This window comes from Streptomyces sp. NPDC090741 (assembly GCF_044769045.1).
Taxonomy (GTDB): domain Bacteria; phylum Actinomycetota; class Actinomycetes; order Streptomycetales; family Streptomycetaceae; genus Streptomyces.
In genome coordinates this window covers 216,558-241,901 of sequence record NZ_JBIVXF010000010.1, presented here as the reverse complement: position 1 = coordinate 241,901, position 25,344 = coordinate 216,558, and the positions used below count along the sequence as shown (strand labels likewise).

Annotated in this window: 34 protein-coding genes and 5 pseudogenes; 20 read left to right on the top strand and 19 right to left on the bottom strand. The window is 69.6% G+C overall.

Annotated features, from left to right (window positions below):
- Positions 1–226 precede the first annotated feature (226 nt).
- Entirely contained in the window at positions 227–328 is a 102-nt protein-coding gene (locus ACIQU4_RS26875; RefSeq protein ID WP_403735608.1) for a hypothetical protein, read from the top strand.
- Positions 329–675: 347 nt separating this feature from the next.
- Here the strand turns inward: ACIQU4_RS26875 and ACIQU4_RS26870 are convergent.
- The 3 genes and pseudogenes from ACIQU4_RS26870 to ACIQU4_RS26860 all read right to left on the bottom strand — a co-directional run.
- Positions 676–882: pseudogene (locus ACIQU4_RS26870) on the bottom strand (plasmid stabilization protein); the annotation flags it as partial.
- Between the two features lie 67 nt (positions 883–949).
- Positions 950–1,522 carry a cysteine hydrolase family protein gene (locus ACIQU4_RS26865; protein ID WP_403735606.1) on the bottom strand — a complete coding sequence of 191 codons (573 nt, stop codon included), beginning with the start codon at positions 1,520–1,522 and terminating at the stop codon, positions 950–952.
- Between the two features lie 38 nt (positions 1,523–1,560).
- Positions 1,561–1,929: a hypothetical protein gene (locus ACIQU4_RS26860; protein ID WP_403735603.1), complete on the bottom strand. Its 369-nt coding sequence runs from the start codon at positions 1,927–1,929 to the stop codon at positions 1,561–1,563.
- Positions 1,930–2,061: 132 nt separating this feature from the next.
- On the opposite strand from ACIQU4_RS26860, the gene ACIQU4_RS26855 reads away from it, so the two are divergent.
- From ACIQU4_RS26855 to ACIQU4_RS26830, 6 genes are all read left to right on the top strand, one after another.
- The gene (locus tag ACIQU4_RS26855; RefSeq protein WP_403735600.1) at positions 2,062–2,862 is read left to right on the top strand and encodes an SDR family NAD(P)-dependent oxidoreductase; all 801 of its coding nucleotides are present in this window, start codon (positions 2,062–2,064) and stop codon (positions 2,860–2,862) included.
- Positions 2,863–2,953: 91 nt separating this feature from the next.
- The gene (locus ACIQU4_RS26850; protein ID WP_403735597.1) at positions 2,954–3,583 is read left to right on the top strand and encodes a flavodoxin family protein; all 630 of its coding nucleotides are present in this window, start codon (positions 2,954–2,956) and stop codon (positions 3,581–3,583) included.
- Between the two features lie 34 nt (positions 3,584–3,617).
- Positions 3,618–4,511 (top strand): SDR family oxidoreductase, encoded by an 894-nt coding sequence (locus ACIQU4_RS26845; protein WP_403735594.1) that lies wholly within the window; start codon positions 3,618–3,620, stop codon positions 4,509–4,511.
- Positions 4,508–5,509: a PHP domain-containing protein gene (locus ACIQU4_RS26840; RefSeq protein WP_403735592.1), complete on the top strand. Its 1,002-nt coding sequence runs from the start codon at positions 4,508–4,510 to the stop codon at positions 5,507–5,509. The genes ACIQU4_RS26845 and ACIQU4_RS26840 overlap by 4 nt, the downstream gene beginning before the upstream one ends.
- 134 nt (positions 5,510–5,643) lie before the next feature.
- A complete protein-coding gene (locus tag ACIQU4_RS26835) occupies positions 5,644–6,204 on the top strand; it encodes a hemerythrin domain-containing protein (protein ID WP_403735589.1) in 561 nt (186 codons plus the stop codon).
- A 191-nt stretch (positions 6,205–6,395) separates the two neighbouring features.
- Positions 6,396–6,905: a hypothetical protein gene (locus ACIQU4_RS26830; protein WP_403735586.1), complete on the top strand. Its 510-nt coding sequence runs from the start codon at positions 6,396–6,398 to the stop codon at positions 6,903–6,905.
- Here the strand turns inward: ACIQU4_RS26830 and ACIQU4_RS26825 are convergent.
- From ACIQU4_RS26825 to ACIQU4_RS26815, 3 genes and pseudogenes are all read right to left on the bottom strand, one after another.
- Positions 6,895–7,392, bottom strand: coding sequence for a SixA phosphatase family protein (locus ACIQU4_RS26825; protein WP_403735583.1), 498 nt, complete (start codon positions 7,390–7,392; stop codon positions 6,895–6,897). The two genes, ACIQU4_RS26830 and ACIQU4_RS26825, sit on opposite strands and share 11 nt — an antisense overlap.
- A gap of 35 nt (positions 7,393–7,427) precedes the next feature.
- Positions 7,428–7,787, bottom strand: a pseudogene (locus tag ACIQU4_RS26820) (ornithine decarboxylase); the annotation flags it as partial.
- A 73-nt stretch (positions 7,788–7,860) separates the two neighbouring features.
- Positions 7,861–8,244 carry a transposase gene (locus ACIQU4_RS26815; RefSeq protein ID WP_403735580.1) on the bottom strand — a complete coding sequence of 128 codons (384 nt, stop codon included), beginning with the start codon at positions 8,242–8,244 and terminating at the stop codon, positions 7,861–7,863.
- A 203-nt stretch (positions 8,245–8,447) separates the two neighbouring features.
- Between ACIQU4_RS26815 and ACIQU4_RS26810 the strand changes: the two are divergent.
- Positions 8,448–8,931: pseudogene (locus ACIQU4_RS26810) on the top strand (SDR family NAD(P)-dependent oxidoreductase); the annotation flags it as partial.
- Here the strand turns inward: ACIQU4_RS26810 and ACIQU4_RS26805 are convergent.
- The 3 genes and pseudogenes from ACIQU4_RS26805 to ACIQU4_RS26795 all read right to left on the bottom strand — a co-directional run.
- Positions 8,856–9,014: pseudogene (locus ACIQU4_RS26805) on the bottom strand (metal ABC transporter permease); the annotation flags it as partial. The pseudogenes ACIQU4_RS26810 and ACIQU4_RS26805 overlap by 76 nt on opposite strands.
- A gap of 44 nt (positions 9,015–9,058) precedes the next feature.
- Positions 9,059–9,856 (bottom strand): metal ABC transporter ATP-binding protein, encoded by a 798-nt coding sequence (locus ACIQU4_RS26800; protein WP_403735578.1) that lies wholly within the window; start codon positions 9,854–9,856, stop codon positions 9,059–9,061.
- Positions 9,853–10,806, bottom strand: coding sequence for a metal ABC transporter substrate-binding protein (locus tag ACIQU4_RS26795; RefSeq protein ID WP_403735576.1), 954 nt, complete (start codon positions 10,804–10,806; stop codon positions 9,853–9,855). Before ACIQU4_RS26795 ends, ACIQU4_RS26800 begins: the two co-directional genes overlap by 4 nt.
- 201 nt (positions 10,807–11,007) lie before the next feature.
- Here ACIQU4_RS26795 and ACIQU4_RS26790 point away from each other — a divergent pair, with 201 nt between their 5' ends.
- The 5 genes from ACIQU4_RS26790 (at position 11,008) to ACIQU4_RS26770 (ending at position 14,318) form a co-directional block, all read left to right on the top strand.
- On the top strand, positions 11,008–11,226 hold the full coding sequence (locus tag ACIQU4_RS26790; RefSeq protein ID WP_403735574.1) for a hypothetical protein: 219 nt from the start codon (positions 11,008–11,010) through the stop codon (positions 11,224–11,226).
- 63 nt (positions 11,227–11,289) lie between these two features.
- The gene (rpmF, locus tag ACIQU4_RS26785) at positions 11,290–11,460 is read left to right on the top strand and encodes a 50S ribosomal protein L32 (protein WP_362810919.1); all 171 of its coding nucleotides are present in this window, start codon (positions 11,290–11,292) and stop codon (positions 11,458–11,460) included.
- A gap of 5 nt (positions 11,461–11,465) precedes the next feature.
- Positions 11,466–12,638 carry a GTP-binding protein gene (locus tag ACIQU4_RS26780; RefSeq protein WP_403735570.1) on the top strand — a complete coding sequence of 391 codons (1,173 nt, stop codon included), beginning with the start codon at positions 11,466–11,468 and terminating at the stop codon, positions 12,636–12,638.
- A 450-nt stretch (positions 12,639–13,088) separates the two neighbouring features.
- Positions 13,089–13,991, top strand: a complete 903-nt coding sequence (locus ACIQU4_RS26775) for an MFS transporter (protein ID WP_403735567.1) — start codon at positions 13,089–13,091, stop codon at positions 13,989–13,991.
- 75 nt (positions 13,992–14,066) lie between these two features.
- Entirely contained in the window at positions 14,067–14,318 is a 252-nt protein-coding gene (locus ACIQU4_RS26770; RefSeq protein ID WP_403735564.1) for a hypothetical protein, read from the top strand.
- A gap of 14 nt (positions 14,319–14,332) precedes the next feature.
- Here ACIQU4_RS26770 and ACIQU4_RS26765 read toward each other — a convergent pair whose 3' ends face one another.
- From ACIQU4_RS26765 to rpmB, 3 genes are all read right to left on the bottom strand, one after another.
- Positions 14,333–15,511 (bottom strand): GTP-binding protein, encoded by a 1,179-nt coding sequence (locus ACIQU4_RS26765; RefSeq protein WP_403735562.1) that lies wholly within the window; start codon positions 15,509–15,511, stop codon positions 14,333–14,335.
- Between the two features lie 137 nt (positions 15,512–15,648).
- Entirely contained in the window at positions 15,649–15,954 is a 306-nt protein-coding gene (rpsN, locus tag ACIQU4_RS26760) for a 30S ribosomal protein S14 (RefSeq protein ID WP_403735559.1), read from the bottom strand.
- Positions 15,954–16,190 (bottom strand): 50S ribosomal protein L28, encoded by a 237-nt coding sequence (gene rpmB, locus ACIQU4_RS26755; protein ID WP_403735556.1) that lies wholly within the window; start codon positions 16,188–16,190, stop codon positions 15,954–15,956. Before rpmB ends, rpsN begins: the two co-directional genes overlap by 1 nt.
- Before the next feature lie 69 nt (positions 16,191–16,259).
- On the opposite strand from rpmB, the gene rpmG reads away from it, so the two are divergent.
- The 4 genes from rpmG to rpsR are packed head-to-tail and all read left to right on the top strand — an operon-like array spanning position 16,260 to position 18,129.
- The gene (rpmG, locus tag ACIQU4_RS26750; RefSeq protein WP_030162346.1) at positions 16,260–16,424 is read left to right on the top strand and encodes a 50S ribosomal protein L33; all 165 of its coding nucleotides are present in this window, start codon (positions 16,260–16,262) and stop codon (positions 16,422–16,424) included.
- Positions 16,425–16,455: 31 nt separating this feature from the next.
- Positions 16,456–16,704 (top strand): type B 50S ribosomal protein L31, encoded by a 249-nt coding sequence (locus ACIQU4_RS26745; RefSeq protein ID WP_403735552.1) that lies wholly within the window; start codon positions 16,456–16,458, stop codon positions 16,702–16,704.
- Positions 16,701–17,843, top strand: a complete 1,143-nt coding sequence (locus tag ACIQU4_RS26740; RefSeq protein WP_403735548.1) for a CobW family GTP-binding protein — start codon at positions 16,701–16,703, stop codon at positions 17,841–17,843. The genes ACIQU4_RS26745 and ACIQU4_RS26740 overlap by 4 nt, the downstream gene beginning before the upstream one ends.
- Positions 17,844–17,889: 46 nt before the next feature.
- Positions 17,890–18,129: a 30S ribosomal protein S18 gene (gene rpsR / locus ACIQU4_RS26735; RefSeq protein ID WP_403735545.1), complete on the top strand. Its 240-nt coding sequence runs from the start codon at positions 17,890–17,892 to the stop codon at positions 18,127–18,129.
- Positions 18,130–18,145: 16 nt separating this feature from the next.
- Here rpsR and ACIQU4_RS26730 read toward each other — a convergent pair whose 3' ends face one another.
- From ACIQU4_RS26730 to ACIQU4_RS26700, 7 genes and pseudogenes are all read right to left on the bottom strand, one after another.
- Positions 18,146–18,433, bottom strand: coding sequence for a hypothetical protein (locus ACIQU4_RS26730; RefSeq protein WP_403735543.1), 288 nt, complete (start codon positions 18,431–18,433; stop codon positions 18,146–18,148).
- A complete protein-coding gene (locus tag ACIQU4_RS26725; protein WP_403735540.1) occupies positions 18,420–18,974 on the bottom strand; it encodes a TrmB family transcriptional regulator in 555 nt (184 codons plus the stop codon). The genes ACIQU4_RS26730 and ACIQU4_RS26725 overlap by 14 nt, the downstream gene beginning before the upstream one ends.
- 359 nt (positions 18,975–19,333) lie before the next feature.
- A protein-coding gene (locus ACIQU4_RS26720) for an IS5 family transposase (protein ID WP_403735537.1) occupies positions 19,334–20,142 on the bottom strand; the annotation gives its coding sequence in 2 pieces (ribosomal slippage) (positions 19,334–19,794 and positions 19,794–20,142; 810 coding nt in all).
- A 10-nt stretch (positions 20,143–20,152) separates the two neighbouring features.
- Positions 20,153–20,350: pseudogene (locus ACIQU4_RS26715) on the bottom strand (hypothetical protein); the annotation flags it as partial.
- A 169-nt stretch (positions 20,351–20,519) separates the two neighbouring features.
- On the bottom strand, positions 20,520–20,666 hold the full coding sequence (locus ACIQU4_RS26710) for a hypothetical protein (protein WP_403735535.1): 147 nt from the start codon (positions 20,664–20,666) through the stop codon (positions 20,520–20,522).
- A gap of 141 nt (positions 20,667–20,807) precedes the next feature.
- Positions 20,808–21,296: a hypothetical protein gene (locus ACIQU4_RS26705; RefSeq protein WP_403735533.1), complete on the bottom strand. Its 489-nt coding sequence runs from the start codon at positions 21,294–21,296 to the stop codon at positions 20,808–20,810.
- Between the two features lie 830 nt (positions 21,297–22,126).
- The gene (locus ACIQU4_RS26700; protein WP_403735532.1) at positions 22,127–22,552 is read right to left on the bottom strand and encodes a MarR family winged helix-turn-helix transcriptional regulator; all 426 of its coding nucleotides are present in this window, start codon (positions 22,550–22,552) and stop codon (positions 22,127–22,129) included.
- Between the two features lie 206 nt (positions 22,553–22,758).
- On the opposite strand from ACIQU4_RS26700, the gene ACIQU4_RS26695 reads away from it, so the two are divergent.
- The 3 genes from ACIQU4_RS26695 to ACIQU4_RS26685 all read left to right on the top strand — a co-directional run bounded on the left by ACIQU4_RS26695 (position 22,759) and on the right by ACIQU4_RS26685 (position 25,333).
- Positions 22,759–23,403: an MBL fold metallo-hydrolase gene (locus ACIQU4_RS26695; protein ID WP_403735530.1), complete on the top strand. Its 645-nt coding sequence runs from the start codon at positions 22,759–22,761 to the stop codon at positions 23,401–23,403.
- Positions 23,404–23,612: 209 nt separating this feature from the next.
- Positions 23,613–24,452, top strand: a complete 840-nt coding sequence (locus tag ACIQU4_RS26690) for a transposase (RefSeq protein ID WP_403735528.1) — start codon at positions 23,613–23,615, stop codon at positions 24,450–24,452.
- Positions 24,449–25,333 carry a lysostaphin resistance A-like protein gene (locus ACIQU4_RS26685; RefSeq protein ID WP_403735525.1) on the top strand — a complete coding sequence of 295 codons (885 nt, stop codon included), beginning with the start codon at positions 24,449–24,451 and terminating at the stop codon, positions 25,331–25,333. Before ACIQU4_RS26690 ends, ACIQU4_RS26685 begins: the two co-directional genes overlap by 4 nt.
- Positions 25,334–25,344 lie beyond the last annotated feature (11 nt).

The following is a 25,344-nucleotide window of genomic DNA, read 5'->3' as shown; positions in this document are numbered from 1 at the left end:
CGGGGGGCGCCTCGGGCCGCACAGCCCGTCCCGGCCGCCCCCCCCCCCCACACCCCCCCCCCCCCCCCCCCCCCCCCGGCGCTGGTCACCTGCCTGCGCGGCGAGCTCGGCCGGGCCGAACAAGCGCTGATCGCCGCCGAGGAGGCCGAGGCCCTCGCCGCGCACCGGCGGCCGCTTCCCGATCCGCCCGGCGTGGCTGACCGAGCCCGGCATCGGAGCCGGCCGGATGCCGGCCCGCGTCCACGCAGGAGACTGCTGGGAAGCCCGGAAAGAGGTGGCCCCCTGCCCACACTGCCGGCCCGACGCCGCCCTCGAAATGCTGGAGTGAGCGGGTACCGGCAGGGTGGCGGGATGAGCCCTGACCTGCGGGTGGTCGTGTATCCGCCGGACGCCGAGGGCGGGCGCCGCGTCAACTCCCGATGCCCTGTGGGCGTGTGGGCGTGTGGGCGTGTGGGCGTGTGGGCGTGTGGGCGTGTGGGCGTGTGGGCGTGTGGGCGTGTACAGCGTCCAGCCAAGTAGTTACCGGAGGCACTCCAATCGGCTGCGGCTGCGCTGAGGCGGCGGCGCAGAACAGCGCCACCCGAGACGTGGCCACGTGCCGCCCAGCGCGCGGAACGAGCCCGGACCGGGCGCTGGGCGCTCTCCTGGCTCAGTGGGAGTGCGCGGCGGCCGGAGTCAGTGGCCCAGGGCGTTCTTCAGTTGTTGCTTGGTCATGGTCGAGCGGCCCTCGATGCCGCGCTTCTTCGCCTCTTGGTAGAGATCGTCCTTGGTCCGCTCAGACGAGCCGCCGCCACTGGACTTCTGGCCGCCCCGCTGGGGGGCTGATTTGCCCTGGGTCGAGCTGCGGCTTGAGGTCTTGCTTTCGCCGGATCGCGCGCGTTCCGCGGCCGCTCTCACCCTTGTCGAACGAGCCGGTGGCCCGGACCGGCCGACGCCCCCCGCGCCGCCGTCAGTCTGAAGGGGCGCCCTCGAAGGTGATCTCGCCGCTCGGGCGGAGTTCCGCCGACATGTTGCGTTCCATCATGCGCAGGGCCGCTTCGGCGAGACCGGCGTCAATGTGGGCGACGGCGTCGAGGGCCACGACGACTTCGAGGTGCCGGATGTGGGCGTCGAGGGCCGAGTACAGCACGCATTGCTCGGTCACCTGCCCGCACAGCACCACCCGCTGCGCGTCGAGCTGGCCCAGCAGGTAGGCCAGGGGCGTTTCGTAGAAGACCGAGTGCCGCGCCTTGACGACGAACAGGGATTCCTCGTCCGGTGCGATCGGCTCCACCAGGTCGGAGTGAGGGCCGGCCAGCGCGGCTTCGAGGATCTCGCCGTGGTGGGAGCGCCAGCGGCCGAAGTTGTCGTTCACGTACACGACCGGGGCACCGGCGTCCCTCGCCCGCCGGAGCAACGCGCCGACGCCCGGAAGGACTTCGCGAACGGACCGCACCAGCACCTCGGCGTCCTCGTGCTCGTAGGCGTTGAGCATGTCGATCACGATGAGTGCTGTGCGACTCGTATCGCCGCCTTCCGCCACGCGGCCCGACGGACGGCTGCCAGGAACGCGACCGCCGCTCACGGCCGTGGCCCGGATCCCGTCGGCGCGGTCGGCTGGGCTTGTGCCTCACCCAATGCCTGAGCCAGTGAAGGGTAGACCCGGACAGGTCCGGAGGTATTGGCGGCCAGCTGGTCAACAGCAGTCGGTGAAGTCGTCACCACCGAGAAGCCGACACAGTGCTCCTGCGCTGTTCGATGGGCCCGCAGAACCGCACTGAAGACAGCCGGTGTCCACACTCCCTCGGTGGCCACGACGAGATGGGCCGGCCGATGAGCCCGCAGGAGTTCCTCCACGGCCAGCGTCACGGCCGCGCGGTGGCGTACGGCCAGGGCAGGGGCGAGCCGGACGACGAGCACGCCTCCATCGAGGGTGTGAGTCAGCAGCATGGCGGGTCCTTCATCCAGAACAGAAGACGAGGTGGCCGTGCGGACAGTTTCCCGCCTCGGCCCATATCTGGCGCGCAGGCCACGCCGCGTACTGCCGTGGCATGGTCTGCCCGGCACGGGTAGACGCGGAACATGACCCAGAACCGAGAACTTGCGGTAGTGACCGGAGCCTCCAGCGGCATCGGATTCGAGCTCGCCCGACAGCTTGCCGAACGGGAGTTCGATCTGATCATGAACTCCGCCGACGAGGAGCGCCTCCGTTCGGCGGCTGAGGAGATCAGGCGGCGGACCGGAGCGAGTGTGCAGCCGGTCCGGGCGGACCTGCGCAGCTACGAGGAGGCGGAGCGTTTCGTAGGGGCGGTGGCCTCCGACGGACGTCCGGTGGCCGTGGCCGCGCTCAACGCCGGTGTGGGGGAAAGAGGAGCGTTCCTCGACACGGACCTGGAGGACGAGTTCGAGATCATCGACCTGAACGTACGCTCCACCGTGCACGTGGCCAAGCGGCTGCTGCGGTCGATGGCCGCGGCGGGCGAGGGGCGGATGCTGATCACCTCCTCCATCGCCTCCACCATGCCGGGCTCGTTCCAGGCCGTGTACAACGCCTCGAAGTCATTCCTGCAGTCCTTCTCCCAGGCGCTGCAGAACAAGCTCAAGGACACGCCCCTGACCGTGACCGCCCTGATGCCCGGCCCCACCGACACCGACTTCTTCCGCCGCGCCGACATGGGCGACACCAAGGTCGGCCAGGGCGAGAAGGACGATCCCGCCCAGGTGGCCGAGCAGGGCCTCGATGCCCTCTTCGCGGGCAAGGACAAGGTCGTCGCCGGATCGCTGAAGACCAGGGCGCAGGGCATTGCCAACAAGGTCCTGCCCGACAGCCTCAAAGCGGAAGGACACCGCCGGACAGCCGAGCCCGGGTCCGCCGACCGGTAGGCGTGGCCGGGGCGCACCCCCAGCCCCGGGCAGACCGGTCTCGCCACACGGAGGACGGGATACGCGGTGACGATCCGGGTAGCCGGACCACATGGACACCACTACCGAAAGCACGCCGCTGCGCGCCGTCGCGCTGGTCTGCACGCTCTCGCCCTCGCCCAAGCGGTCCAGCTCGCAGTTGCTGGCCGAACAGACCATGGCCGCCCTGGCCGATCACGGCGTCACCGGGAAGGTGATCCGTATCGCCGACCACGACGTCAAGCCGGGCGTCGAGGTCGACATGGGGGAAGGTGACGCCTGGCCGGAGATCCGCGACACGATCCTGGGCTGCGACATCCTGATCCTGTCCACGCCGATCTGGCTCGGCCACCCCTCCAGCATTGCGCAGCGCGTCCTGGAACGGCTCGACGCCGAACTCGGCGAAAGCGACAGCGAGGGCCGCATGTTCACCTACGGCAAGGCCGCCGCGGTGTGTGTGGTCGGCAACGAGGACGGCGCCCACCACGTCAGTGCCGAACTCTTCCAGGGCCTGAACGACGTCGGCTTCTCCCTCGCCCCGAACGCCGTCACCTACTGGGTCGGCGAAGCCATGCAGGGCACCGACTACCAGGACCTCGACAAGACGCCCGGGAAGACCGCCGCCACCATCAAGACCCTGGCCGCGAACACCGCGCACCTCACGCGCCGCCTCAAGGCCGCCCCCTACCCGCCCTCTACCTGAACCCCGCCCCGACCACGGCCGGAAGGAGACCGCGATGCCCTCCCACGACCAGCCCCGCCTCACCGATCCGGTGTCGCTCCACGCCCGCCCCCCGCTTCCCGAGCAGGACCAGAGCCATCCCGGCTCGACGGAGGCGATGGATCCCCGCCCCGACCACGGCGAGGACACCTACCAGGGCCACGGCCTGCTGCACGGCCGCAAGGCGCTGGTCACCGGAGGGGACTCCGGGATCGGCCGGGCCGTCTGCCTTGCCTTCGCACGGGAAGGCGCCGACGTCGTCTTCACCCATCTGTCCGAGGAAGCAGAGGAGGCCGATGAGACCGCCCGCCTGATCCGCGAGGCCGGCCGCACAGCGGTAGCCGTAGCCTGCGACATCCGGCACGAAGGCGAGTGCACCGCTCTCGTCGACAAGGCAGTGGGCGAGCTGGGCGGCATCGACCTGCTCGTCAACAACGCCGCCTATCAGATGGCCCAGCCGGACGGGATCGAGGCGATCACCACCGAGCAGTTCGACCAGGTGATGAAGACCAACCTGTACGGGATGTTCTGGCTCACCAAGGCCGCGCTGGCCCACATGCCGCGCGGCGGCTCGGTGATCAACACCGCCTCGGTGCAGGGCTATCAGCCCAGCCCGCACCTCCTCGACTACGCCATGACCAAGTCCGCGATCATCTCCTTCACCCACAGCCTGGCCCAGATGCTGGCCGAGCGGGGAATCAGGGTCAACGCCGTCGCCCCCGGGCCGGTCTGGACCCCCTTGATCCCCGCGACGATGCCCGACCCGACGAAGTTCGGCGAGCAGTCACCGCTGGGCCGGCCCGCACAGCCGGCGGAAATGGCTCCCGCGTACGTCTTCCTCGCCTTCGACCGGGCCTCCTACATCACCGGCGAGATCGTGAACGCGACCGGCGGAACCCCGCTGCCGTGACCCCGGACGAAGCCCTGCGTCGGATCGCCTTCCTCCTCGAGTGGCGCGGGGCGTCCCCGTACCGCGTGCGGGCCTTCCACACTGCGGCCGACGCTGTCCGCGACCTGCCACCGGGCCCGGTGGACGCCGCCCAGGCCACACATCTGCACGGGGTGGGCCCGGTCACCGCCGAGGTGATCGCCCAGGCATCGACGGGAGCGGTACCGGGCTACCTCGCCCGCTTGCAGGCCGAAACCGACCCGGCCGCCGGAGCCGGCTGGGACCTCGCGGCCGCGAGTACCGGGGACTGTCACCTGCACTCCGACTGGTCGGACGGCGGCAGCCCGCTCGAGGACATGGCCGACGCGGCCCGCACCCTGGGCCGCCAATGGGCCGTTCTCACCGACCACTCGCCGCGGCTGACGATCGCCCACGGGCTGAGCCCGGACCGGCTCAGGAGCCAGCTGGAAGCCGTGGCCGCCGTGAACTCCAGGACGGGTCCCGATTTCCGGCTGCTCACCGGCATCGAGTGCGACATCCTCGACGACGGCTCGCTCGACCAGGACGAAGACCTCCTCGGACGGCTCGACATCGTCGTGGCATCCGTGCACTCCAAGCTCCGCTCGGAGCCCGAACCGATGACCGCCCGCCTGGTGACCGCGGTGCGCAACCCGCACGTCGACGTCCTGGGGCACTGCACGGGACGGATCATCACCGGTCGGGGGCGCCCGCAGTCCCGCTTCGACGCCGAGGCCGTGTTCGCCGCGTGCGCGGAGGCCGGTACCGCGGTGGAGATCAACTGCCGGCCCGAACGGCGCGACCCCCCGGACGAACTGCTCGTCCAGGCCGCCGCCGCGGGCTGCCGGTTCGCCGTGAACACCGACGCCCACGCCCCCGAACAGCTGCACTGGCAGAGCACCGGATACGCACGTGCGGCCCGTATCGGCCTGGGCGCGGACCGGCTGATCACGACGTGGCCACGCGGTCGGCTGCTGACCAGCAGAAGCCGCGTGCGGTGAACCATCCACCTTCCGCAGGTGGCTGCCTCCCCCGAGCGGGTGAGACGCCCCGTATGTGCGGGCGCCCGCACGTCCGGCGGGGAACCGATCGGATCGGGCCGGACAGGCGCGCCCCGAACACACATGGAGGCGACATGGGACACGGCGGGAACGTGATCGACGAGCTGATGGCCGACCACCGCGAGGTGGAGGGGATGTTCGCCCGGATCCAGGCCATGACCGGCACCGGGCAGGAGCTCCGCGATCTCATCGACGAGATCACCATCGAGCTGGTGCGGCACTCGGTCGCCGAGGAGCAGTACCTCTACCCGGCCGTACGCGAGCACGTCGAGGGCGGCGGGCCGATGGCGGACAAGGAGATCGAGGACCACGGCCGCGTCGAGAAGATGCTCAAGCGGCTGGAGAAGATGAGCACCGACGACGCGCACATGAGCCCGCTCCTGCAGCAGCTCATGGACGAGGTCGCCGCCCACGTCCAGGACGAGGAGAGCAACCTCTTCCCGATGCTGCGGAGAGCCTGCACCCCGCAGCAGCTGGACGATCTCGGTGACAAGATCCGCCGCGCCAAGGCCATGGCGCCCACCCGCCCGCACCCCGCCGCACCGAGCAGCCCCACGGCCAGCAAACTCCTCGCACCGGGCGCCGGCCTGGTGGACCGGGCACGCGACTTCGTGACCGGCCGCGGCAAGTCCTGACCTCCGGTCCGGGACGGCGGGCCGCAGGTACGCGTCCGGGCCCGCCGCCCCGGACGGAGGGTGACGTGCGTCATGCCGCAGGCCCGCCGCTTGCGGCTACGCTGGTCGGCCACGAGCGGAGCGGCGCAGCTTCGCGCCGCAGCTCGCGGACCCGGCCGGGCCCAGGCGAGCACTCCCCCGAGGAAGCCGCCGTGTCTGCCGATCTCGCACCTGTCATAGCCGCCGGCTCCCGCTGGCTGCTGACCGCCTTCCCGCCCTCCCCGGGAGCGTTCAGCCAGGCCCTGGCCGAGGCCCAGGCCCGCCAGGCCGTCACCCTGGCCGCGGCCCTGCGGTACCCGACGCCGCTCGACGCAGAGCTTCTGCATCTCCTCGGCCCGGGCGGAAGCGCCCGGCTGGACTGGCTGACCGGCGCCGATCACGGCGACGACGCCGACGCCGACTGGCGGACATGGGTGGACGAAACCGTCGTCAGCTGGGCCGCCTGCCTCCTCGCCGCCCCCACCCTCGCCGTCGACGCCCACCCCCTCGTCGATCGCGGCCAGGCCGGTGCCGGTGACGTTGCCCGTCTCACCCGACCCGGCGACCACGAACACGACGCCGCGCCCCTGCTGCGCCATCCCGACCTGCTCGAACCGGTCGCCGCCCTCCACCGGGCACTGCTGCTGGACCTGCTGGACAACGAGACCGCCGCTACGAGGTAGGGCAGGCTATGCCACAGCAGGGGGTTCCCGGTGGCCGGACGCAGCCGACCGGCGCCGTCAGTCGGCCGGTGACCAGAAGGCAGCTACGGTCCCGCTGCCCGGGAACAGCCGCTCCCAGCCGCCGAGCACATCCATCACCACCACGCCCGAGGTCGGCAAACCCGCCCTCACCCGCTCCAGCAGGTCCGGAGGGCCGCTCCCGCAGGCCGACGGCCAGCTCGTGCAGACCCTGGTTGTGTCCGGCCAGGACCAGGGAGCAGAGGTGCGGTCCCCGCTCCGCCAGTACGGTGGCCAGCATGCTCGGCGCCGCGTTGTAGAGCCGCTCGTCGTAAACGACGGGGAGTGAGTCCTTCAGCGCGGGGACCGCGAGCTGCCAGGTCTGCCGCGTCCTGCGGGCCGGCGAGTACAGCTCCAGGTCGGGCTCGAAACCGGATTCCGCGAGCCAGCGGCCCGTCCGGGGTGCGTCCGCCCTTCCGCGCTTGCACAAGGGACGATCGAAGTCGTCGAGCGGCTGGTCCTTCGCGAGACCACCGACTTGTGGGCGTCTCGTCCCACCACCAGCTCCTCATGCGGGCCGGCCACCGAGAGCATGGCGGTCTTCACGGACAGTGAACTGCCGCAGGTGGAGAAGAAGGCGTGCGCGGCGCCGACGGCCTCGGCCATGAGCGCCTGCGCCTCCTCAACGACCCCCTCGGAAGAGGTACGGTCGTCCAGACCACTGGTGGCCAGGACGTCCGAATGGAACACGGCGTCGCCCAGCACGGCGCGCACCCGGGGATCGACCCCACGTCCCTGCTTGTGTCCAGGCGGAGTGAACGGCGTCTGACCGGACTCGTGGTAGGCGGCCAGCGCGTGCAGAACGGGCGTCCTCGACTGATCCATACCTGCCCGCCTGCCCATCCCGCGGGTGCGGAAACGCCCGCCCCGCGCCCGCGGGCCGGCCTCCTTGCAGTGCTCAAGGAGCCGGTCGAAGACCACCCGCTCCATAGCGTTGTCCTCGCCGGGCCCGGAGCCGGCACAGCACGCTGGCATCGAAACCAGTGTCCGTCAGCTCCGCCCCCGGGGCGTACTTCCAGTCGATGGCCCGCACCGCCATCGCCGCGGCCTGCCGATCCGTCAGGCCCTCCGCGAACTGCAACACCGTCACCAGCGACAACACTCCAGGTGACAGGCCCGGAGCACCCCGCACCCCGAACGCCCCCACAAACGGCTCATCGACGAAGACCTCCGCCAACCGGTCCCGCACCCGTATCGCCAGACTCCCCTTCGGGAACGCCGCCCGGGCCACCACTACCGTCTGCTCCGGGATCTCCGGCAACCCCACCGGCCGCATCGACATCGGTACCGCCTCCACGGCCGCACGACAGGAAAGCGACCCCGCCAACGATCATCGCCGACCCGGCCTTACCTCTGCAGCGAATTGCGCAGCAGAGTCCGGGGGAACCTCAAAGACGAAGTCGAAGAAGCCAGCGGCGAAGGCTGATCATCCAACCGTTCCCGCAGGACTTCGATCCGCTGGGGCCACTGCGGGCGCAGAGCCTGGGGCGCGTCGACATCCTGGTCAACAATGCCGCCTACCAGATATCCCAGCCAGCCGGGATCGAGGCGATCACCACGGAGCAGTTCGACCGGGTGATGAAGACCAACCTGTACGGGATGTTCTGGCTCACTCGCCGGGCACTGGGGCACATGCCGCACGGCGGGTCGGTCATCAACACCGCTTCTGTCCAGGGCTACCAGCCGAGCCCCCACCTGCTGGACTACGCGATGACGAAGTCGGCGATCATCTCCTTCACCCACGGCCTGGCACAGATGCTCGCCAGCCGTCGCCCCCGGCCCGGTGTGGACTCCTCTGATCCCGGCGACGATGCCCGACACCACGAAGTTCGGTGAGAGCAGCGTCAGGAGTGCGGCGGTGCCCAGCCCGGCGGCGAGCGCGCCCCAGAAGACTCCGTCCGCAGCGCCTGCGGCGAAGCCCACGACGACGCCGGGGAAGACGGTGTGGGTGAGCGCGTCGGCGACGTAGGCCAGGCGGCGCAGGAGGACGAACACGCCCACCACGCCCCCCAGTACGCCGAGGATCACCAGCTCGGTCAGTGCCCGCGCCATGTACGGCACGTCGAACGGCTCCACCAAGAGAGTCCCGACGCCGCTCACACCCCGGCCACGATCGCGGAGCCGTCCACTTCGAGGACGTGCGACCCGTAGCAGCACCTCAGGTTGTCCGCGGTGAGGGTCTGCTCCAGCGGGCCGAAGGCGAACTGCCGCCCGTTGAGCAGGCACACCTGCTCGCAGAGTGCGCGAGCGATCGTCAGGTCGTGGGTGGAGACCAGGACTGCGGCGCCGCCGGCGAGCACCTCGCGCAGTGCGCCCAACAGGGCGTCCCGGCTGACCGCGTCCACGCCGTTGAACGGCTCGTCCAGCAGCAGCACATCGGCCTGCTGGGCGATGGCGCGGGCCAGCAGGACGCGCTGGCGCTGCCCGCCCGAGAGGGTGCCGAAGCGGTCCGCGGCCCGGTCGGCGAGGCCTACGAGCTCCAGCGCGTCGGCGGCGATCTGCCGGTCCTTCCGCCCTGGTCTACGCAGCCAGCCGACGGCCCGGCAGCGGCCCATGAGCACCACCTGGCCTGCGGTGACCGGGAATTCGGGGTCGAGGGTGTCGGCTTGGGGGACGTAGGCGGTACGGGAACGGGCCGCTGCTGGGCGCTGCCCGTATACGGAGACCGCCCCGGAGGCCACCCGCACCAGGCCGAGCGCGGACTTGATGAGAGTGGACTTGCCGGCGCCATTGGGACCGACGAGGGCGACGGCCTGGCCGGGGAGGACCGTGCCATGCACGCCATCGAGGACGGTCGTGGTGCCGTAGCACAGGCAGGCGTGGTCGAATTCGATCGCTGGCAGCGGGCCGGAACCGGCTTCCGTACGCGGTGAGGGCAGGGCGACGGCGCTCATTTCAGGGCGCCCACGATCGTCTTGGTGTTGAATTCCTCGCTCTTGAGGTAGGTGTCGCCTGCCGAGCCCTCGGGCCCGAGGGAGTCCCCGTACAGCGATCCGCCTCCGGCGACGACCTTCACCCCGGCCTCGTCGGCGATGGTCTTCGCCGTCTTGGGCGGCAGTGAGGACTCGCCGAAGACTGCCTTCACCTTCTCGTCCTTGATCTTCTTCACCAGGCTGTCCAGCTGTGAGCCGGACAGTTCCGCCTGGTCGCTGAAGTCGGGGATGACCGAGCCGACGAAGGTGAGGTGGTAGCGGTCGACGTAGTAGCCGAAGGCGTCGTGGTTGGTGACGAGCTTGCGGCCGTCCTCCGGAAGGGAGTTGATCTGGCGCTCGATGTCCTTGTCGAGGGTGTCGAGTTTTGCCGCGTACTCCGTGAAGCGCTGCTCGTAGCCGGACTTGTGCGCGGGGTCGGCCCCGGCCAGGGCCTTCTCGACGGCCGCGCACATGATGTTGGCATTCTCCGGGTTGTGCCAGATGTGCGGGTCGTCCACCGGCTTGCCGGTCTCCTCGCCCTCGCCTTGCCGGAGCTTAACGTCCGCGCTGGTGTCGACGGTCTGCCCGCGGAAGCCGGAGGTCTGGACCGTCTTGCCGAGCCAGTCGTCCTCGAGGCCGACGCCGTTCTTGACCAGCAGCTGGGCCTGGCCTATCGCCTGGATCACGTCGGGCGTGGGCTCGTACTCGTGCGGCGAGGCGTTTGACTTCACCAGCTGGGTGACCACGACCCGGTCGCCGCCGATGACCCGGACGAAGTCGGCGACCTGCGTGGTGGTGGCCACCACCTTCAGCTTGCCGCCCTTGTCGGAGGCGCCACTGTCGGCCGCGGATGTGGAGCCACAGGCGGTGACGGAGGCGAGAGCGATGACAGCGGCGGCGAGCCGGACGGCACGGGGCTTGGGGTGATGCATGGGTCCTCCAGATACGTGCTCGCGGACTGCACGAGCCTGAGTCTCATCGAAATGAAAACCATATTCATTTAGAATGAGACATCCGCAAGCCATCGGTCAACCAGGAGTCCGCGATGGGCGAGACGCGGGAGGCGGCGACGCAAGACGCACATCCGACGCGCTCCACCAGCGATACACGCAGGACACGGCAGCGCATCGCCGGTGAACACGGACGTCGTCGGGCGCTGGGCGGGCCTCACCGGACGGAGCGACGACACCGCCGTCATCATCCGACAACCAACCTGCGCCGCTCCCGGCCAACCGCCCGTCCAGACGACCGTGACCGCGCCGCCCATGAACGGCAGAGCCCGGTGCTGGATCCCGCCCCGCCCCGTCGAGCAGGTCACCGGGGAAGGCCTGCGCATCCTGCTCACCACCTAATTTGGCAATGGAATCCATTTTCATATAGCGTCGGCGATCGTTCGCCTACCGAGGAGATTCGCCATGGCCGTTCCCAAGCGGAAGATGTCCCGCAGCAACACCCGCCACCGCCGTGCCCAGTGGAAGGCGACCACCCCGACGCTGGTGCCCTTCACGGTGGACGGCTCCGTCTACCTCGTGCCGCAGCGGCTGCTGAAGGCGTACGAGCGCGGCCTGCTGCGCCCCGAAGGCTGAGGACCATGACGCACGACCGTCTGCCCGTCACCGTCCTGTCCGGTTTCCTCGGGGCGGGCAAGACCACGCTGCTCAACCACATCCTGAGCAACCGCGAAGGCCTGCGCGTCGCGGTCATCGTCAACGACATGAGCGAGATCAACATCGACGCCGCCCTGGTGCGCGGTGGCGAGGCCGCCCTGTCGCGCACCGAGGAGCGGCTGGTCGAGATGACCAACGGGTGCATCTGCTGCACCCTGCGCGACGACCTGCTGGAAGAAGTCGACCGCCTCGCCCGCGAGGGCCGCTTCGACTACCTGCTCATCGAGTCCAGCGGCATCTCCGAGCCCATGCCGGTCGCGGCCACCTTCGCCTTCCCCCGGGACGACGGCGCCACCCTCGGCGATCTCGCCCGGCTCGACACCATGGTCACCGTCGTCGACGCCGCGAACTTCCTGCCGGAACTCACCGGCGGGGACGGCCTCGCCGAGCGCGGCCTCGACCAGTACGAGGACGACGAGCGCACTGTCAGCGACCTGCTGATGGACCAGATCGAGTTCGCCGACGTCATCGTGCTCAACAAAGTCGACCTCGTCGGCACGAGGAGCGCCGACCGGCTGCGGGCCGCCCTCAGCCGCCTCAACCCCGTCGCCAAGATCGTGCCCGCCACCCGCGGCCGTGTGGAGCTTGGCGAGGTGCTGGGCACCGGACTCTTCGACCTGGAGCGCGCCCAGGAGGCCCCGGGCTGGGTCATGGAGCTCAACGGCGACCACGTGCCGGAGACCGAGGAGTACGGAATCTCGGCCACCGTCTTCCGTGCGGAACTGCCCTTCCACCCGGGCCGATTGTGGAACTTCGTCACCAAGGGCCTCGACAGCGGCACCTTCGGGCAGATCCTGCGCTCCAAGGGCTTCTTCTGGCTCGCCAGCCGCCCGAACGTGACCGGCGTGTGGTCGCAGGCCGGCGCCGTCGCCCGCTTCGAACCGTCCGGAGCGCGTGACGCGGACATCGCCCAGGGACAGGAACTCGTCTTCATCGGCACCGGGCTGCGCACCGAATCCCTCCAAGCCGCCCTGGCCGGCTGCCTAATGGCCAACGGAGAGACCCTGCCGCCGGGCGACCCGTTCCCGGCATGGGACACCTACGGCATCGACGACGCCTGCGAACACGAGCACCCTGAGCCGGTACTGCAGGCCTGAAAACTCCGGGCTGGGCGGTGGTCGCAGCCACGGCACCGCCCAGCCCGGCATCACCGCCCCTGCCACCCAACGGTGCAGGGGCGGCCTTCTTGGCGGGGCGGCTCATACGTGATTCCACTGCTGTGCGGCGGCGGGCTTCCAGGCGCCGTCGCACAGCAGGCACAGGCATGACCGTTCACGGTGACTGTCACCCCGACGCCGGGAATCGAAGTGAAGTCCTGCGCCGCAGGCAGGTGCAAGCGCCGTTCACACGCAGCCCGACAACAGCCCGGGCCAGTGGGTGCTCGCTGGAGGATTCGGCCGCGGTCGCCGGAATCAGCAGGCCTTCCTCCCCGAGGCCGCTCTCGGACAGGCGCCTGACGGCTCCCGTTGCTCAGCCGGGAGAGGCCTGGCAGGTTCGACCGATCCTCCAGTCCCCACCGGCACCTGCGATTGGGCAGACTGCCAGCCATGACCGACACCTCACAGCCCGCCGACATCACCCCCGACCGGGAGAAATGGCTCACGCCGGGCGTGAAGGGCATCGGCTCCGCCAGCTTCCTCGCCGACGTCGGACACGAGATCCCCACCGCCCTGCTGCCCTCGCTGCTGACCTCCACCCTGGGAGCCCCTGCCGCCGCCCTCGGCGCAATCGAAGGAATCTCCGATGCCCTCGCGGGAGCGGCCCGGTTCGGTGGCGGCGTTCTGGCCGACGACCCTTCGAGGCGGCGCAAGGTCGCGGTCGGCGGCTACGCGACCACCGCCGTCTTGGGCGCGGCGACCGCCGGGGCCACGGCCGTGTGGCAGGTCGGCCTGCTTCGCACTGCCGCGTGGACCGCCCGCGGCCTGCGGGTGCCGGCCCGAAACGCGCTCCTGGCGGACATCGTTCCCGCAAAGGCGTACGGACGGGCCTACGGGTTCGAGCGGATGATGGACAACCTCGGTGCGATCTTCGGCCCGCTCCTCGCCCTCGCCCTCGTCGCCTGGCTCGGGGTCCAGTGGGCCATCGGCCTCTCCGTCATCCCCGGTCTCCTCGCTGCCGCCGCGATCGTCTACGCGATCCGGAAGACCCCCCATCCCACCGGCCGGGACAAGGTCCCGCTCAAGATCCGCGTCAAGCCCGTCCTCACGGGCGACCTCGGCAAGCTGATCGCTGCCGTCGCCGCATTCGAGGTCGGCAACGTCGCCGCAACTCTGCTGATCCTGCGCGCCTCGGAGCTGCTCACTCCCGAACACGGCACGAGGACCGCTACGACGATCGCGCTCGGTCTCTACACCGCCTACATCGTCGCGGCCACCATCGCCTCGGTCCCTGCAGGGCGGCTCTCCGACCGGCTCGGCCGAGGCGGACCGGTCCTGGTCCTGGCCGGCTGAGTCGCCGCGTTCGGGCTTTCCTACGGCCTGTTCACCGTCGACGCCACCACCGTCGCCTTCCTCGCGGTCCCCTTCTTGCTGGCCGGGGCCGGCATCGGCGCGGTCGAGACCGCCCAGCACTCCGCCGTCGCCGCCCTCGCTCCCAAAGACCTGCGCGGCTCCGCCTTCGGGATGCTCGCCACCGTCCAGTCCCTCGGGAACCTGGCCGCCAGCGCCATCGCCGGAATCCTCTGGACCGCCATCTCCCCGACCGCGGCCTTCACCTACCTCACCGCCTGGATGGGTATCGCCCTGACCGGGCTCCTCTTCAGCTCCCGGCGTCGCTGAGCAGGCAGCGAAGATCAAGGGTTTCCGAGGAGCCGATCGGGTACAACTGTCCAGCCGTCGCGGCCGCCCGACAGTTCCCCGTCCGTGAGCAGACATTCGTCCAGAGTGAAACGGATCCGCTGTTCGCTCAGGTCGATACCGGTGAAGACGATCTCGTTGCGTCGCTCGCCGTAGTAGTCGTGCCAGAACCATGACGCGAAGGTCCGTCGCTGCGGCGAGGCCGCTTCCCAGGTGTTGCGGTCCCCCGCTTCCAACCAGCGATCGGCTTCGAGCAGTTCCAGGTGTGCCCCGGCCGAGCGCCAGGTGACGACGGCATCAGGACGGCTGGACAGCCACAGGTGACCACGGCTGCGGGCCACGCCCATCATCACCGCACCCAGAGCATCCGCCAGCCGTTCGGGGTGCAGCGGTCGCCGCGCGTGCCACAGCACCGAATCCACACCATGGCCACTGCCTCGGGGTGAGTGCGGCACGATCACCGGTTCGAGCCGCGTCCGCCACCCCTCGCTCGCACCGGCCGGAGCGGGCCGCGTGAGGAACGGCGGTAGCTCGGTCGCCACGTCCGCACAATCGGAGACCGTCAGGAGTGCGGCGTGCGCGTTGAGTCGGCCGATCAGCGCCGTGGCCCCGGACATCCGCCGGCCGCCGCCCGCCGGAGTGGGAACGATCAGCGCGTCCGCCGCCTCGACCTGCCGGACGGCGACCTCGGCCGGAGTCGTGGGAGCGGCGCCGCCCGAGCCGTCCCAGAGGGGCACGGTACGGTGGACACACCCGAGGTCGCCCGTGAAGGATGCCGGATCGACCCCGACCAGAACCGGCGCGGGCTCGTAGTGGTCGCCCAGGGCGCTCACTCCGGTCCGCGGCCGCCACAACTCCACCAGGAACGGCAGGACGTCCAGTTCCCGGGGCAGAGCGAGGACCACATGGGGCTGCGCCATTGCCCGACGGATGGCCATCAGGTCCTGGCGGAAGATCACCACGGGATCGCCGGTCGCGCCCCGCGTCAGGGTTTCTCGCAGCTCCGTACCGGCTCCGGCGGTGTACCGCTGCACCACCGGATATCCGCTGCCGCGGTCATGGATCGATACGGCCAGTACCACCGCGCTCGGGCTGGTACGTAGCAAGTGATCCACCACCAGGCCCCGGACACCCGGGGTGTTGCCTGCGACCACGCTCAGCAGACCCTTGGACATCGGTTTCCCATCAGTTGAGGTGGGCGACGCGCTGCGGCACGGGTGCCGACCGCAGGCGGGACGGCGGGCGGCCGCCTTCCGGCGTGCCCAGATCCCGCCGGAGATATGGGCACGCCGCACTTGCGGGACCTACGGGCCTACCAGGACGACTTGGTGATTCCGGGAAGGAAGCCGGCGTGCGCCTGTTCGCGCATGCGCACGCGGGACAGCCCGAACTTCCGGACGTGTCCGCGGGGCCGGCCGTCCACGCTGTCGCGGTTGCGGACCCGGGTCGCGCTGGCGTCGCGGGGCTGCTTGCGCAGCTCCGCGAGCGCGGCCGCGCGTTCCGTCTCAGAAAAGGACGGGCGCCGGAGGATCTCCTTCAGTTCGGCCCGCCGGGCGGCGTACCGCGCGACGACCGTCTTGCGCTTCTCGTTCTGCGCGATCTTGCTCTGCTTGGCCATCAGACCTTCACCCCCCGGGCGCGGATCCGCGCGACAGCGGCCTCGACGCCGATGGTGTCCACGGTCTTGATCGCCTTGGCGGAGAGCCTCAGTCGCACGTACCGGCCCTCGCTGGGCAGCCAGTAGCGCTTGCGCTGGATGTTGGGGTCGAAACGGCGGGAGGTGCGCCGGTGCGAGTGGGAGATGGCGTTGCCGAAGCCCGGCTGGGCGCCGGTCAGTTGGCAGTGGGCGGACAAGGTGTTACCTGCCTCTCTCTGAGCGGGATTCGTTATTGGAAACGATTTCCATTCCCGTATAGTAGCGGCATGGCACGCAACGAAGTACGCCCGATCGTCAAGCTCCGCTCCACCGCGGGCACCGGCTACACCTACGTCACCCGCAAGAACCGGCGGAACGATCCCGACCGCATGGTGCTGCGCAAGTTCGACCCGGTGGTCCGCCGGCACGTCGACTTCCGCGAAGAACGCTGATCCCCCGCCCCCCTGCCTGAAGGACCTCGCCATGAAGCCTGGAATCCACCCCGCCTACGGCCCCGTCGTCTTCCGCGACAAGGCCGCCGACCTCGCCTTCCTCACCCGCTCGACCGCCACGAGCGACAAGACGGTCGAGTGGGAGGACGGCAAGACCTACCCCGTCATCGACGTCGAGATCTCCTCGCAGAGCCACCCCTTCTACACCGGCACCGCCCGCGTCCTGGACACCGCCGGCCGCGTCGAGCGCTTCGAGCGCCGCTACGGGAGCAAGGCGTGACCCTGCCCGTCGTCATCGTCGGCGGGCTCCACTCCGACGCCCGCAAGGAGGTCGTGGACCGGCTGCTGGCCGCCGTCCCGGGCAGCGTCGCCCTGCACCACGACCTGGCCACCGCAACGCAGGGCACAGTCCTGCGCCTGGTGCGCGACGCTTCGGGCGAGCTGTCCCGCGGTGAGGCGCCGCTCTTCAACGACTGCGCCTGCTGCGCGCTGCGCGAGGACCTGGTCCCCGAGCTGGAGCGGCTGGCCGACAGCGGCATGACCCGGCTGGCCGTCGTCGAACTCTGGGACTCCGTCGAACCCAAGGCGATGGCCGAGGTCGTGGTCGGACACGGCGGTGACGTACTCGATCTCACCGGTGTGATCACCGCGGTCGACCCCGCGCTCGTCCTGCCCTACCTCGTCAACGGAGACGACCTGGCCGCCGTAGGGCTCGCGGCGGCTGCTTCCGACCAGCGAACCGTCGGAGACACCTGGGCGCGGCAGCTGGAGTACGCGCCCGTACTCGCCCTCGTCGACAGCGAAGAAGCCGATGACGAGGACCGGGCCCTCCTCGCCCAGCTCCATCCGACCGCCCGCCAAGTGCCCGCCGGATCAGGAGAGCTCGCCCAACTGGCCTTCGCCGGCTTCGACGTGGAAACGGCGGCCGCCGCCCAGCACCCGGCGTGCGCGCTGCTCCCCCAGGAGGCGGACGAGGCGGGAGTGACCACCCTCGTCTGGCACCGCAGCCGCCCCTTCCATCCCGAGCGGCTCTACGAAGCGCTGGAAGACCTCTGCTGCGCGGCCGCTCGCAGCCGGGGCCGCTTCTGGCTCGCCGACCGCCCCGACACCCTGCTGGCCTGGGACGCAGCGGGCGGCGCCCTGTGCGTGGAGAACGCCGGGCCCTGGCTGGCCTCCCTCCCGGACGCCGCCTGGGAGCTGGTTCCGCCGATGCGTAGGGCGGCGGCCTCGCTCGACTGGCACCCCGAACACGGCGACTGCTGCCAGCACCTCGTCTTCACCTCACCCGGCCTGGACCGGCACGGCCTCGAACGACTCCTCGAGTCCTGCCTGTTGACCGACGCCGAGTACGCGGCGGGACGCGAGGCCTGGAAGGCACTGCCCGCCGCGTTCGACTCCCTCCTCGACCCCGTCTCCTGACCGTCGGGGACCGAGAGCCCCGCATCGACAACCACAAGGAATCCTCATGGCCCGCCGCCAAGCCCCTCACAAGCCGGTGAAATCCCGCCCCAACCCTCTGGACGTCGCAAAGATCACCTACATCGATTACAAACACACCGATCTGCTGCGGAAGTTCATCTCCGATCGCGGGAAGATCCGCAGCCGCCGGGTCACCCGCGTCACGGCGCAGCAGCAGCGCCGGCTCGCTGCGGCGATCAAGAACGCCCGGGAGATGGCCCTGCTCCCCTACGGCACCAGCCGGTAGGACTTCGGGACTGCCCTCAGAGGTGTCCCGAGTGGCTCAGCTCGGCCACCGTCACGGCCTGGTCCCAGACCGTGAGGAACGACAGTCTCAAGCAGCCTGCGAGCGCCGGGTGTTCGATGAACAGCGCAGTGGTGGCGCCGGCGCCGGCCATCGGGTCGGGCATGTCGCACAGGACCAGCGAGGCATCGGTGGTGATCAGCTTCAACGGGAGCTGCGGGGCGAAGCGGGACTCCTCGCCCGCTTCGCCGAACCGCCGTACGTTCTCCAGCACCTCCGCGTCGCCCAGTGCGTCATGCGTGTACACCGCGCGGGCCGTTCCCCCCGGCGCGGCGCAGTCTGCGGACGGTCCTGATGCCTTCCGTATTGGCCGCGGGAGCGACGAAGGGGGGTTTGCAAAAGCTGAGCAGCTCGTGTGCGGCCTGTTCCTGGATGCTCGCGAACAGTTCGGCGATCGCCTTGGGATCGCGCAGCACCTCGATGTAGTCGAGCGGGTCGGTGTGGGTCTGCCCGGCGGTCCAGAGCGGGGTCAGCGCTGCGGCGAGTGCGGACGAGGCCTGGTCCAGCCGCTCCAGCGATTCTCTCTGAAGGGCCATCAGCCGGGTGATGGCCAGCTCGGGTGACACGGCGGAGAACCCCGCCACCCGTCCGGGACGCGGGATGGCGAGGCGCCTTCGCACCAGCGCGTCGAGTACGTCGTAGACCCGCTGGCGGGGGACTTGTGCGGCGCGCGCCACCTCCGCCGCGGTGTACGACTCCCTCGTGACCAACGTGAGGTAGACCCGCGCCTCGTAGCGGGAAAGACCCAGCGCTACAAAGTCGTTGACCGCACCGTCGTCCAACTCCATGGCAGCACACGGTATACCCGTAGATCACTGACCGAAGGCAATCCTTTGCTTTTAGCGGGTATCCCCTTGGGTCTGCTTCTCACTACGTTCTGCGGTGGCCACCACTGAACGTGGTGACAGTCAGATCAATGAACCAGTGCCACTCGTAATCCGCGGCGTTCCCGCACCTGCGAAGACATGCCATGGCCCTGCCATGCCCTCTCATCGCCTGTGCGGGCCAATCCCACGCCGCGGGGATCCGCCCCCCATGGAGGGCAGTTCATTGCAATCGAAAGCCACCAGCCGCGTCGGAAGACTGACGCGCCGCGACCTCTGTACTCGGGGCCGCGGCTCTGATATCCGGCGACTTAGAAGTCATCTCATTTGGCCAGTCTGCGGTAGCAGATGAGGGTGCAGGCGATACTGGTGAAGGCAAGGAAGTGCTCGGCCTTGCGTTCGTAGCGGCGGTGCAGTCGGCGGCAGCCGGCGAGCCAGGACATGGTCCTTTCGACGACCCATCTGTGGCGGCCGAGCCGTTGTGAGGACTCGATGCACCTGCGGGCGATGCGGTGTTTGATGCCGCGTCCGCGTAACCATTTCCGCAGGTGGGCATAGTCGTAGCCCTTGTCCGCGTGGAGCTTGCCGGGCTTGCGCCGTCGGCGTCCGCGGCGGGAGCGGACGGGCGGTATCCCGCGAACGAGGGGCTCGAGAGCCTGGCTGTCGTGAAGGTTCGCACCCGAGATTCCGACGGACAGGGGCAGACCGGTCCGCTCCGTGATCAAGTGGATCTTCGACCCGAACTTGCCCCGGTCGACAGGATTCGGACCTGTCAGGTCCCCTTTTTCAGGGCCCGCATGTTCACCGAGTCGATTGCGCAGCGGGACCAGTCCAGCTCACCGCGGGCGCCGAGCTCATCGAGGACCAGGTGATGGAGTTTGGCCCACACCCGAGCCTTGCTCCACTCCGAGAAGCGCCGGTGGGCTGTCGCCCCGGACGGGCCGAACGAGGCCGTGGGCAGCTGCTGCCAGGTACAACCCGACGTGGCCACGAACACGATCGCGGCGAGGACCTCCCGGTCACCGTGCCGGCGCCGCCCACCACCCTGAGGCCTCGACGGCGCCTCCGGAACCACCCGCTGGAACAGCACCCACAACTCATCCGGAACCAGCCGCTCAACAATCCCCACCATGACCGACAGCCTACCCGCCAACACCAAATGAGATGACTTCTAAGAGGACCTGACAATGGCGTTGGACGTGTCTGTGGGTAATGAGGCTGGTGGCGAGGCCGCGGAAGGCTTCGCGCATGTCGTCTCGTCGTTCCCATCGGATGCGGAGCCGGCGGAAGCCGTGGAGCCAGGCGATCGTCCATTCCACCACCCGCCGATGGACGCCGAGGAGGGGAACGTCTGGGGGACGAACCGGGTCGATCCGGCGCCCAGGATGCGGTGGCGGTGCCGTGGGTGTGGACCCGGCCGCGCCCGTGCTCGGGCCGTCGCCGCGCCGACCACCGGCAGGTCTGGCAGGTCTGGCAGATGCATATCAAACGACGGATCAACGCCCCAGGTCACTGGCTGCGGACGCCGCCGAGGGAGGTCGGGCACGTGGTCGCCGAGCTGGAGGCGAACACCGCGGCCTGGCGGCAGCCCCTGAGGACGTACCCGTCGGCCTCGGCGCGGGTCTCGGCCGGGAGGGCGTGCCACCAGCGGGTCACGAGGCGGGGTCCGCGGCAAAGACTCTGACCGCGTAGGTCGCGTGCCGCTCCGGCATCGGTATACCCCGTCGTCCCCCGGTGGGCTGCACACCGCCACCGTACGGTCCCGACCGCCCGAGGCGCGGGACCGTACGGGATGAGTCAGGGCTTCGGGATCGCGGTGGGGAGGCCTGTGGGGAGCTTGCCCGGCTCGCTCTTCTGGTAGGTCTCGGTGCCGACTTCCTGCCAGGTGACCTTCAGTTCGGCCGCGCCCACGGAGGCGACCTGGCCCTTCGCGTGCAGTGCGCCCGCCGGGCACTTGAGGTCGAAGGACTTGCCGTCGGTGGTGCCCTGGCAGGTCAGGCCGGAGGCGCCCTCGACGACCACGGCGGTCTTGCCCTTGACGGTCAGGACAACGGGCTTCGACGGGTTCGCCATCGAGATCCAGCCGCCCTCCACACTGCCGCCCTTGGCGTCGGCACCGACACCGGAGCTGGACGCGGCCGAGGGACTGCTCGGCGTCGCGGCCGGCTTCGGGTCCTTCGAGGTGGCGGCCTTGTCGCTGCCGGAGTCGCTGCCGCAGGCCGTGAGGGCCAGGGCGGCCGCGACGCCGGCGGTGGCGATGAGGCTGTGGCGCAGGTTCTTGTGCAAGAGAAGTCCCCCAGTGGAGCACGAATTGATCGAAAGAGTGTGCCAAATTACCAGGCCGGGAGACACGGACGGCGGCGTCGGCGTCACCGGTTCGTCACAGGTACCGGGCGTAGTCGTCCAAGACGCCTCCGATGGGGAGCCAGCCGTCGGCGCGGCCGGCCACCGCCGTAGAGAGCCTCGGGCCGGCAGCACCAACGATCACCCTGCCGGGCCGTGCTTGTTCGACCCAGGCCCGTGGGATGGAGCGCACGCTGAAGATGCACAGCAGCCGGTCGTACGGGCCTCCGTCAGGTGGCCGACGAGGGCATCGCCCGTAAGCGCATCGGCGTACAGGCCGAGGGTGCACAGCCGTTCCCTCGCGGCAGCCCACACCGCCGGGGTCTACATCTACGACACCCTGTTGATCGAGTAGCGCACCACGCGCGGGACAGCGCGCTGACCGGACTGTCGGATGCAGCCGGTTCGACCTCGTACCGGGCGTCTTCGATCACGACGTAAGGTCGGGCCCAGCGGATCCAGCAGATGCACGTCCCCGTTAGCGACGGGTGGTACCTCTTCGCCAGTTGGGATCCGGGGCTGTTCGGCACTGCCTTGCTCCCAGGGCTTCCCACCCGACTGCCCCTCATGAAGCGGACACCGTCCGACAATGCCGAAGCCCTGGCTTCAGGTGGCGGTGCGCGGCAGGCGCGAAATCTCGCGGTGACCGACGATCTTCGCCGAACTCATCCGTGCGCGACCAGCATGGGCATCCCGGACATCGCGCACACCAGACTCGTGACCTGCAACTTCACAATGCACAGCGCTCGATGACCCAAACGACAGTCCCTGGGCTACTTGCCATTCAAGTGTGTGGTCAGGCGTGAGAGCAGAGGCAGCGCCGCCTCAAGCGTCTTTCGTTCATCGGAACTGAGGACATCGTTGATCGCGGCACCGAGCCAGTCCGCACGCCTTCGGCGCTCCTCGGCCAGACGGCTGCTTCCCGTCGGCGTGAGGTGGAGCAACAGTTTGCGCCCGTCGCTGGGGTGCGCCTCGGCATGAACAAGGCCCTGGGCCAGGAGTTCTTTGACCGCCTTGGCAGCCGACTGGTGACTGACTCCCCGCTGTTGTGCGATATCGGCGGTGGTCAGCGGCCCGCTGCGGTCCAGGTAGCCCAGGACGGCGGCCTCGCCGGGCGGCATCTTGTCGGCAGTGCGCACCGTGCGTACGAGCCGTCCGACGGTCAGGCGAAGTTCTTCAGCCAGCTGATTCTCGTCCATGGTGCCAGCCTACCCATGCCCATCAACCAAACTGTACACCTTGGCTCCATTGTTTGCCTTGGTGCCACAGGAGCGTCCACCAGCCCTCGCCGTAGCGAGGTCGGGGGCGCCGAAATCAAGTCGCAGTCGACGCTCACGGCACGATATCTACAACCATGTTGTACAGTTTGATTGTAGATATTCGGTCGGCTCGGAAAGGCCCCGCTGTGAAGCTCACCAAGCACGCCCACGCCTGCGTCACGCTGGAGAAGGACGGCACCCGCCTGGTCATCGACCCCGGCACCCTCACCCCGGACGCGGCAGAGGCCGTCACCCAGGCTCACGCCGTCCTGATCACCCACGAACACTTCGACCACTTCGACGAAAAGCTCGTCGCCGCCGCTCTCGAAGCCCAGCCCGGACTGCAGGTCTACGGCACGGCCGCGGTCGCAGCCACCCTCGGCAGCCACGATGGCCGCGTCCACGCCGTCACCGCGGGCGACACCTTCAGCGTCGGTTCCATCACCGCCACCGTCCACGGCCACCGCCACGCGCTGATCCACGCCGACATCCCGTGCCCCGACAACGTCGGCTACCTCCTCGACAACGGAGCCGTCTACCACCCCGGCGACGCCTACTTCGCGCCCGACGCTCCCATACACACCCTCCTGCTGCCGACCAGCGGCCCATGGACGAAGCTCGGCGAAGCCGCCGATTACGTCCGCACCGTCAAGCCCGAGCGCATCATCCAGATCCACGAACTCATGCTCAGCGACCTCGGCCAGCACTCCACCGCGAATCTCCTCGGTGAGAAGGGCCTGACCGGCACCCCGATCGACCGCCTCAAGCCCGGTACCACCGTCCAGCTGTAAGAGAGCATCTGATCCAGGTAGTTAGTGTTTTGGGACGTTCTTGTGACTGATTGCGTCCGCGGTCGTCGTCAGGGCATGACAGCACGCGCGGGCGTATCGCAGTGATGTCTCGGACGCCCGGTGGGCCTTGATCGAGCCGGTGTTCGCTGCCTGACGGGCTGCCCGCTCAGGACCTGGTACCGCAGCGCGGGTGCATGAGCTGAGAGATCGTGAACCCGATCCTGTCCGTCAACCGCACAGGAATTCCTTGGGAGTACCTGCCGCACGACTTCCCACCGTTCAAGACCGTCTACGACCACTACGCCAAGTGGGAGGCGGACGGAACCACCGAACAGGTCCACTCTCTGCTGCGGGATAGAACTCGCCGGGCCAACGCCCGAAACGGCGAGCCTGCTGCGGCGGCGGTGGACGCCCGGAGCGTGAAGACCTCGAGCAATGTCTCCGAAGCCAGTCAGGGAATCGATGCCGGGAAGAGGGTCAAAGGAGGCAAACGCCACCTGATCACCTACACCCTCGGGCTGGTGCTCACCGTCCTCGTCACCGCCGCTTCGGTCCACGACTCCGTCGGCGGCAGGCAGGTTACCGAGCCGGCTGCAGCCCATCCGAACGTGACCAAGGTATGGGCCGACGGCGGCTACCAGACCCGCGTGAACCAGCACGGCGCCGGCCTTGGAATCGACGTTCAGGCAGTACAGCGTCCGCGTGTGAAGGGCTTCCACCCACTGCCCAGTTCCCCTGCGCCCTGCCGGCCTCCGCCCCATCGGCCCTGCGCCTTGGCACCGCCGAGGACGCTGGGCATGAACCCCCGCCTCGGCCTCGCCGCCGCAGCGGCCGTGGTGCCTGGCCCTCGTATGGTGCCCGCTGCTGTTCGTGTCGCGGCTGCGTTGCGTGGCGGTGGGGGCTGGGAGTGGTCGGGCGGGAGTGGCCCATCCCCCGTGAGAGCTACGCGGGCTGTCCCTCCGGGGGTGATTCGCGCATGCCGGTTGGTTTCTAGCGTGGTTGCCAGGTCGCCGCTGGTGCGACCACCGCCACAGGGGAGGTCATCATGAGCACGACATCGACTGCCAAGTACGGGCACGAAGCGGACGCCGGTCCGGACACGGGGCCGGTCGGCTGGGGCGGCCGTTTCGGCCGGATCCTGCGCTCGCCGCTCGGCTGGTCGGTGACCGGGCTGGTCGGAGTCGCTCTGGTCGCGGGTCTGACGGCCACGGGGCCGGGTCCGGTGCCGGTGCTGGGCGCGGCCGCCGCGGTGGCCGTGTACGCACTGGTGATGCGCCGGATCGCGGGACGTGCCACGCCGGAGATAGCCCGGTCCGGGGCGGCGCGTGAGGCGCTGCTCGGCGGGGGGATCGGTCTGGGGTTCATCCTGGCGGCGCTTTTGCTGATCACGTTTTTCGGGGGGTATTCGTTCTCCTGGGCTGGCAGCGGCTTCATGTCGGTGGTGTGGTCCGCGGTGATGGTGCAGATCGGTACCGCGGTCACTGAGGAGCTGATGTTCCGGGGTCTGTTCTTGCAGGCCCTGGAGCAGCGGTGGGGGCGCGGAATCGCGATCGCGGTCACCTCGGTGTTCTTCGGAGCCGCCCACCTGGGCGGGGCGGGGGCGAACCTGTGGAGTGCGCTGGCGATCGCTTTGCAGGCGGGTGCGATGCTGGGTGCCGCGTACATCTGGAGGCGCAGCATCTGGTTCGTCACGGGTCTGCACTTCACATGGAACACCGTTCAACAGCTGGCCGGTGTTCCGGTGTCCGGACATGACCCGGAGGGGCTGTTCACCGTCGATGCCCATGGCTCGGCGGCGCTGACCGGGGGTATCTTCGGTCTGGAGGCGTCGGTCGTGCCCGTGCTCCTCAGTGTGCTGATCACCGTTCCGATGCTTGTCCTGGCCCGTCGAGACGGCGGCCTGCTGCCCCGGCGGCGGACCCGGAATTGAGACCGGCCGAC